The organism is Methanosaeta sp. UBA458 (assembly GCF_002496085.1).
GTDB lineage: Archaea > Halobacteriota > Methanosarcinia > Methanotrichales > Methanotrichaceae > Methanothrix > Methanothrix soehngenii.
This window is the reverse complement of record NZ_DAIK01000059.1, coordinates 1-8,147: the sequence shown is the minus strand read 5'-3', so window position 1 is coordinate 8,147 and position 8,147 is coordinate 1. Positions and strand designations below refer to the sequence as shown.

At 56.5% G+C, this 8,147-nt stretch carries 6 protein-coding genes and 2 tRNA genes; 4 read left to right on the top strand and 4 right to left on the bottom strand.

What is annotated here, in order from left to right; genetic code table 11:
- Positions 1–159: 159 nt before the first annotated feature.
- Together thpR and ilvD are read right to left on the bottom strand one after the other, a co-directional pair.
- Entirely contained in the window at positions 160–705 is a 546-nt protein-coding gene (thpR, locus tag BP822_RS03965) for an RNA 2',3'-cyclic phosphodiesterase (RefSeq protein WP_286877779.1), read from the bottom strand.
- Positions 702–2,357, bottom strand: coding sequence for a dihydroxy-acid dehydratase (gene ilvD / locus BP822_RS03960; protein ID WP_273277920.1), 1,656 nt, complete (start codon positions 2,355–2,357; stop codon positions 702–704). The genes thpR and ilvD overlap by 4 nt, the downstream gene beginning before the upstream one ends.
- 108 nt (positions 2,358–2,465) lie before the next feature.
- Between ilvD and BP822_RS03955 the strand changes: the two genes are divergently transcribed.
- Positions 2,466–4,346, top strand: a complete 1,881-nt coding sequence (locus BP822_RS03955; protein ID WP_286877778.1) for a sodium:solute symporter family protein — start codon at positions 2,466–2,468, stop codon at positions 4,344–4,346.
- Positions 4,343–5,509, top strand: coding sequence for a geranylgeranyl reductase family protein (locus BP822_RS03950; protein ID WP_286877776.1), 1,167 nt, complete (start codon positions 4,343–4,345; stop codon positions 5,507–5,509). The genes BP822_RS03955 and BP822_RS03950 overlap by 4 nt, the downstream gene beginning before the upstream one ends.
- Before the next feature lie 333 nt (positions 5,510–5,842).
- On the opposite strand, the gene BP822_RS03945 is transcribed toward BP822_RS03950, so the two are convergent.
- The gene (locus BP822_RS03945; RefSeq protein ID WP_013718919.1) at positions 5,843–6,244 is read right to left on the bottom strand and encodes a 30S ribosomal protein S6e; all 402 of its coding nucleotides are present in this window, start codon (positions 6,242–6,244) and stop codon (positions 5,843–5,845) included.
- A 95-nt stretch (positions 6,245–6,339) separates the two neighbouring features.
- The gene (locus tag BP822_RS03940) at positions 6,340–7,338 is read right to left on the bottom strand and encodes a DUF128 domain-containing protein (RefSeq protein WP_273271336.1); all 999 of its coding nucleotides are present in this window, start codon (positions 7,336–7,338) and stop codon (positions 6,340–6,342) included.
- A 104-nt stretch (positions 7,339–7,442) separates the two neighbouring features.
- Here BP822_RS03940 and BP822_RS03935 point away from each other — a divergent pair.
- A tRNA-Gln gene (locus BP822_RS03935) sits at positions 7,443–7,515 on the top strand.
- 94 nt (positions 7,516–7,609) lie between these two features.
- Positions 7,610–7,684, top strand: a tRNA-Glu gene (locus BP822_RS03930).
- The last annotated feature ends 463 nt before the right edge of the window (positions 7,685–8,147 follow it).

The following is an 8,147-nucleotide window of genomic DNA, read 5'->3' as shown; positions in this document are numbered from 1 at the left end:
GTGTCTCTGGCCGCCGAGCCCACCAGCATGGCCTGGAGGACCATGCCTCTCTCTTCTGCCAGACGCTCGATTTTTGCTATGATCTCCCTGGAGATAAGACGAAGCCTCTCTCTCTCTTTCGGGCTGGGCCGGACCTGGCTCAGCACCAGTTCTCGAATCTCAGAGAGGGAACTCTGCCAGGTCTTCGTAGATGGGTCCTCCGGGGGTCAGTGTGCTCTTTTTGAGATAGAATTCCTCTACAGTGAAGCTTCCCAGGTCCACTGCAGACTGAAGGCCGATCTTCGCCAGAAGCTCCCGGCTGGTCCCGGCATTGGGCCTGCCCACCCTTCCTATTGTCACATGGGGGGTGAAGCCCCGCTCCTCCGGGGGAAATCCCAGGGATTCTGTGGCCGCTTGTACCTCGGCTGATAACTGGGAGAAGTCCCCTTCCAGGCCCAGCCAGACCACGCGCACCGATCTTCCGGGAAATGCGCCCAAACCCACTAAGCGGGCGGTGAAGGGGGCCGCCCTGACCGCAGCCAGAGCCTTTTTGACTCTCTCCACTTTTTCCGCGGGCACATCTCCCAGGAACTTGATGGTTACATGGACCAGCTCCGGCCGGACCAGCCGCAAGCCCTCAGTGGCTATCTTGCTCTGCAGCGGTCCGACCTTTTCGCGCATCTCCTCCGGGAGATCCACCGCTACGAAGCACCTGATTCCCGTCATCTGAGTACGCTGCCCATGCTGGCCGAGGTCACCGACTTCCTGTAACGCGCCAGAACTCCGGTCTTTATGGCGTTCTCCGGCATATCTGGCATCTTCCATTCGCTTCTCCTCCGCTCCAGCTCCGCGGGGTCCACCAGCAGATCGAGCTTGCGGGCAGGGATATTTATGCTGATCATATCACCAGGCCGGACTAAAGCGATGGGGCCGCCTACTGCTGCCTCAGGAGAGACATGGCCGATGCAGGGGCCTCTGGTGCCTCCGCTGAACCGGCCATCGGTTATCAGGGCGACGGATTCGCTCATACCTGCCCCAGCGATGGCAGAGGTGGGCGCCAGAGCCTCTCGCATTCCCGGACCTCCTTTGGGCCCTTCGTATCTTATCACCACCACATCTCCTGGCTTTACCTCTCCTCCTACTATGCCGGCCATAGAAGCCTCTTCGCTATCATAGACTACTGCCGGGCCGGAATGGACGAGCATGGATGGGGATACTGCGGTCTGCTTGACCACGGATCCCTCCGGGGACAGGCTGCCAAAGAGTATGGCGATGCCCCCTTCGGCATGCACAGGTTTATTGATAGTGCTTATGACACGGGAGTTGGTGAGGGGGTTGATCAATTTGAATGCGTCCAGGTTCTCGCCCACCCTCTGGCCGGTGACGGTCAGTGCATCCAGGGCCAGTCGAGAGCGAAGGGTGCTCATGACCGCCGGAATCCCTCCTGCCCTCTCCAGGTCGAGGATGTGATGAGGCCCGCCCGGCCTGAGGTTGACCAGATGGGGCGTCTCGCGGCTGAGCTGATCGAAGCGCTCAATATTCAGGTCCAGGCCGAACTCCGCTGCGATCGCCATCAGGTGCAGAACTGTGTTCGTCGAACCTCCAATGGCCATGTCCACCCGGATGGCGTTATCCAGAGAGGCAGCGGTGACTATCTGGCGGGCGGTTATGCCCTTTTCCACCAGCTCCATGATCTTCATTCCAGAGAGCTTGGCCAGACGGATCTTTCGCGCATCGACCGCATGGGCGGTAGCGCATCCGGGCAGGGAGAGGCCCATGGCCTCGGTGAGGCAGGCCATGGTATTGGCGGTAAATAGGCCAGCACAGGAGCCTGCGCCAGGACATGCCATATCCTCCAGGGCATCCAGGGTTTCGCCTCCTTTCTGCCATTCCTCGAAGACATTGATCAGGTCAAGCTCCTTGTCGCAGGCAAAGCCGGGCATCATCGGACCGCCCGTGACCACGATGGTGGGCAGGTCCAGCCTCCCCGCGGCCATGATATGTCCGGGCACGATCTTATCGCAGGTGGGGATCATCACCAGGCCGTCGAGCTGGTGGGACTCGGCCATGATCTCAATGGTGTCCTCGATCAGCTCGCGACTGGGCAGAGAATATCTCATTCCTTTGTGGCCCATGGCTATGCCATCGCAGACCCCTATGGTCTGGAACTCAAATGGAACTCCACCGGCAGAGAGGATGCCTGCCTTAACCGCTTCCCCCAGTCGATCGAGATGAATGTGGCCGGGTATGAAATCGTTACTAGAGTTTACAACGCCGATGAAGGGACGACGAATCTCCTCATCGCACAGGCCGGTAGCTTTGAGAAGAGCCCGATGAGGCGCTCTCTCTCTGCCTACCTTGGTGACATCGCTTCTCATATCCAAAACCTCCTTCGCCTCTGCCACTTTTGCGCTTAAGTAGTTGCTGTTAAATACCTCCAGATACTTGCCGCCAGATGGTGTTTGAAAATCATGGATGCCTATTCATTGTTCCTGGTATTCCTGGCAATTTACATAGCGATCTTGCTTGGAATCGGCCTGTATTTCTCCCGGAGGCAGAGGTCGGAGACCGACTTCTGGTTGGCGGGACGAGAGCTGGGACCAATCAGCATAGGACTTGCTGCTGCTTCAGCATGGACCACGGCCAGCGCGCTGCTCTTGGCCACAGGGCTTTTCCTCCTCTATGGCATTGGCTCGATCTGGATCTGGGTATTCCCGAATATCGCTGGCCTGGCCATCATCGCCGCCATATCGGGAAGGATCAAGAATATACCTGCTCTGACCCAGCCCGAGCTCATGGAGATAAGGTACGACCCCCTGATCAGAGCGCCTGTGGCCATCGCTGTGACCATTATGATGATACTCTTCTCGGTTACTGATTTCATCGGCTTTAAAATGGTGTTGGGGACCTTCTTCGGCATAGAGCCCATCTTCGCCATTGCCATCATGGCCGTCTCTGTGGCCCTTTACGTCGGTGTGGGCGGCTTTCGGGCGGTGGTCTGGACGGACATGATACAGTATATACTGCTGGCCGGCCTTGCCGCCTATGTTGCCCATATGGCTCTAGGCCTGTCCGCGAATGAGGGGGTCTCCCTCATCGCTGCATCCACAATGCTGGGCGCCGACTGGTGGGATATCTTCTCCATGGGCGGAATATTGGGTGCCCTGGTTTTCATAGTGGCTCTGGTGCCCGGCTGGGTGGCAGAACAGGATCCCTGGCAGAAGGTCTGGGCAGCTCGCGATGATCGCTCCGCGAAAAGAGGGCTTCTGCTTGGCGCCACCCTGTTGGTCCTGATATATTCTTTCTGCCTTCTCGCTGCCATAGGCCTCTCGGTGATCTATCCCCGGCCAGGGAATGAGATGGAAGCGGAGATGCTTTATCTCCGGATCATAAGCGATAACGTTCCTGGATGGCTCTTAGGCCTCCTGACCATCGGCTTTGCCGCAGCTTCCATGTCCTGCACGGATACGTTCGCCACCTCGGGGGCATCATGCCTCTCCCGAGACCTGATCCAGCGGCACCTCTGGCCAACAGCCACGGTGAAAGAGATGCTGATTCTGAACAGGATTCTGATTGTGATCATGGTCTTCATATCCGCACTCATCGCTCTGAATGTGGACAGCATCATGGATGCGGTGATCATCGCCACGGTCATCGGCACTACATCTTACTTCTTTCCCATTATCGGGGGGCTTTACTGGAAACGGGCTACGAAGTGGGGGGCTATGGCGGCCCTGGTGGCGGGCGGGGGAACCCAGATCCTTCTCGTATCCTATGAGCAGTTCTGGCTGAAGGCGCCATTAGACAGCATCTCCCCCTATATGGTTGAGCACGGCGTCCTGGTCGGCTTATCTTTGAGCGCCCTCTTCTTCGTAGGGGTGTCATTGGCCACCCGGCAGGCGGAGGATATCCGCCTCGCGCCATTTTTTCCCGATATCGCAGAACGGGTCTTCCAGGGCGATCTTCCCCGAGCGGACAGGACGAACCCTGACTATTTGAAAATAGCATCGGATATCGAAGAGAAGTCGGCAGGAGATCGCATTCATCTCAGACTGACCATTGAGTACTCCAGGGCCCATGAAGAGGCAGGGCATCAATTGCTGATGTGGAAGCCCTTTATAGAGAAGCTTCAAGAGAGGCATCCCGTCTGGTTCACTCCCACCGGGAGCCATGTCGCCTACCGCCTCAGCCAGGCTGATATGCAGGCCTGCATCAAGATGGTGCATGGCACCTCCCGGCAGATCTGGCTCAATTCAGAGCCGAGGCAGGAGGAAGGCGACCGCCAGAGGGATGAGCTGGTCATTGCCTATCAGGAGATAGGAGAGGTATTGCTGGAGCTTGGCCTGCAAGCATCACCAAGGACATGAGAGAAGATATACAGCTGGCAGTGGTGGGTGCGGGGCCTGCAGGAAGCACCGCTGCCCTTGTAGCCGCCCGAGAGCTGGATGTAGTGCTCATCGATAGGAAGAGCGAGATAGGTAGCCCCGTCCAGTGCGGCGGATTTCTTCCGGAGGCCTGGGAGCTGGAGGCTCTGCTGCCTCGCGCCGGGCTCCCGGATAACTTAAGGGAGATTCCCGAGCATTGCATATTGCATCGTACCCGGTTGCAGCGGATCTATTCTCCTTCGGGCAAGAGCAAAGAGTTTGCCGTCGCGGGGAGGGTTATAGACCGGCGGGCCTTCGATCGGCATCTTGCCTCCCAGGCCGCTCGCGCCGGTGCCAGGATCCTTCCCGCCACCCGGGCGACGTTGGTGGAAGGCGGCCTGGAGCTCTTCGGCCATTATGCTGTGAGGCTCCGGCCTCAGATGATAATAGGTGCAGATGGCCCCAGCTCCACCGTCTCCCGCTATATGGGAAATCCCGCCCAGGAGGTGGGCATATGCCAAGAGTACGAGATGACGGATGTGGATATCGATAGCGATGCGGCAGAGATGTTCTTCTCAGCGAGATACGCTCCCGGCGGCTATGCCTGGATAATTCCCCTGGGCCCGGATAGAGCCAATGTGGGGGTGGGGGTGCGCGCATCTTACCTATCCGGCCAGAGGCTTCCCGACGTTCTGGAGCGATTTGTGCGAGATCATCCTCAGGCCTCGGAGAAGCTGGCCTCAGGCGAGGTGCTGGCGGTGATGCGCGGACTGGTTCCCGCGGGCGGAACTGTAGGTTCGATCCAGAAGGGCAATATGATCCTGGCGGGGGATGCTGCCGGGCATGTTCTGGCCACCAGCGGGGGAGGCATACCCCTTGCCGTGGTGGCGGGGAGGATCGCCGGCCAGTCTGCCATTGATCATCTGCAGTCGGGGACGCCTCTACAGGAGTATCTATCGCGCATTGGCCAGGAGTTCGGCCGGGAGCTGGACAGGTCGGTGCAGATCAGGAAGATGGTGGATGTAGCCATGAGGAGCGACCGGCTCATCAATGCCCTTTTTGCCGCCCTGAGCCCTGAGCAGATGAAATCGGTAATGCGCGCGCAGATACCATCGCCTCTCCGATCGCGCCATTGGGCTGATGGCGATCGGAGCGATAAAGAATAATAGGCTCCTCGCTATTTGCTATGGGTGAACTTGATTCGGTAATTCTCTGTATCTTTTCGCCTCTGTGGTGAACCGCTATGTTATGACCCAACCACAGAGACACAGAGGAACAGAGGCCATATTCTCTGCTGGGCCTCACCCACATAATTCAGCGAAGAGCCGAATAATATGGTGAGAAGTAACATAATATCTATTAATAAGAGCGATCAGACCGCCCAAAGGAGGATCGGACTGCCTCCGCGACGGCCAGATCCCAGAGCCTGGATCGCTCTGATCGGGATCAAATCGATAATAAAAAGCAATAGGACGGCCGATCCCGTCCTTTATTATCGACTATTCTGCCTTCTCTTCTTTGGGAGCCTTGCCGAGCAGCTCCTCCAGGGATTTGGCCCCCGACTCCACTACCTTGACATTTATCTGGCCGACATCAGGAGAGATATCCCTTCCGTGGATGCTCTTCCTCTTCTTTTTCCCTTCAGCAACGGGATGATAGCCAGTTCCAGTGGAGAGGAGGATCTTCCTTCTCTTGGTGCCCGGCAGGTCTGCGCGCATGGGAAATCCCTCGCGATCGCTGCCGCCTGTGACCTGCATCGAGTATCCTGGCATGCCCAATATATCTCCTTCTATCTTGTCGCCGATATGCTTCCCCAGAAGCTTGCCTGCTCCCGGATCCTTAAGCTCTACCTGATAGGCTTTTCCGCTCTTGGGATCTGAGACTACAACTCTAAAATCCATCGTTCTTCCTCATCAATGAAATGTGACTTTGAGTCTAGGGATCAATGCCCTATAAAACCTTATCTTGTCTTTTAGCTTTAAATGATGGGCTTCATTCAAGGTCTGTCCAGATCGGTCATCCGTGAATAGTCCACGAGCATGGATATGGGCAGTGTCTTCATTCTCGCCCCCATCTCCTCCGCGGCCACCGTCCCATTAACACCAGCGTAAAAGGCTATGCCGATTTTTCCCGCAGCTACAGGGCAGCCCAGTATCGGCTCAGCAGGACCTCCTACCTTTATGAGGCCGCCAAAGCCCGCGGATCGGGATGCCTCCAGCAGCTCCAGAGCATGGCCAGCCGCCGCGACGGGAATCTCCCGAACATTGGCCAGCACTCTTCCCGAACCCAAGCGGATGGCATTGGCAACGCTCGTCACCTTCCGCCCCATGAAAACCTTCACCGGGTCCAGGGAGGATCCGGCATAAGCTATGAGGTCGGTGAACTCAATTGGCTGTTTTTCCTTGATCTTTGCCAGGCCAGCGAAGCTGGTGAGGACCGCAATTCCCTTCTTCATCAGGATTCCATCCATGGTTATGCTGCATACCGTAGCCAATCCCAGGGATCCAGCGGGCACCTCCAGGGTGGAAATCGCATCTCCTTCGTCCAGGATCAATACACGGCGGCTTATCGTATAGCCCTGGTCGAAGGCGCGACCGAGCATATCCAAGACCTCCTCAGCATCTGCCTTATCCACTATGCTGGTATTGGCGATGACCTGGCCCTGGCCGCTGCAGGGATCGAAGTTGCTCTTATACATATACTCTTCAATCCTGGTATTCACAAATCCAATTCGGTCGTCTATGAGCGCATCGCTCAGCTCCCTGGAGCCCAGAGAGGTAATAACCCGACCACTGTACCCCTTCTTCCTGGTGAATCCCAGCTCATCCAGGATTTTGAGGTTGTAGCGCACCGCTCTCTCACCCAGATCATAGCCACGGCTGCAAAGGATGTCTGAGATCGCCCTCGCTCCCACTGGTATGCCGGCGCCCTCGATCACCCTGAGGATCTCTATAAGCCTGCGCTGGCTCATATGATTCTTGGTGAGCAGCTTCATCTACCCAGATCCTCCGGGAAAGGGAATATATATCTTATGCGGAGAACAAGGGCCAAAGCCTCCAAGAGCAATGGCCTTGGCGGCTAGTAGAGGCTAAAAGATATAGTCCCGTGGGGTAGAGGTCAATCCTGAGGGCCTTTGGAGCCCGCGACGGCGGTTCGAATCCGCCCGGGACTACTCAAAATCCCCAAGCCATCAGAAATGTAGATATATCTGGTCGATCTCATGGGGAGAGGGCCAGGCTGATTGATTATATCGCCCGTCACCAGTTGCTCCGGTAGTGTAGCCCGGCCAATCATTTCGGCCTTTCAAGCCGAAGACTCGGGTCCAAATCCCGGCCGGAGCATTTTACCATACTCTTCCCCAAGATCGGCCCTGCGCCGCTCCTGTGAGATTCCTTCTAACTTGGCCTCTTATCAGGGCTATGGCGCGCAATAATGGCCTTTTCTCCGGTGAAGATGCAGTCATTTTCGAACAGAATACCGCTGATCCAAAGAGAGGATATTGTCATATCCTTAAAGGGCATATGACCAATTGATATCGTTTTTTTCCTATAAAAGCCCGATATGTTTATATTCCAGAAGGCGGTATAGGGTGCTCGTGCCTGAGCAAAATACTCAAATACAAGCCGAGAAGCATGAGGATCAGGTACTCCATACCTCAAGCGAAAACCAGGTTGCTCTGCATGAGCATGGTCTTATGCTGGGAATTTGGACTCGTTGTCGTATGGTGTCATTGGATTTGGGCCTCTGCGGACGGCTTAGATCCTAAGCATTGATGGTAAATCAAGGAGGTGGGAAAGAAATGAG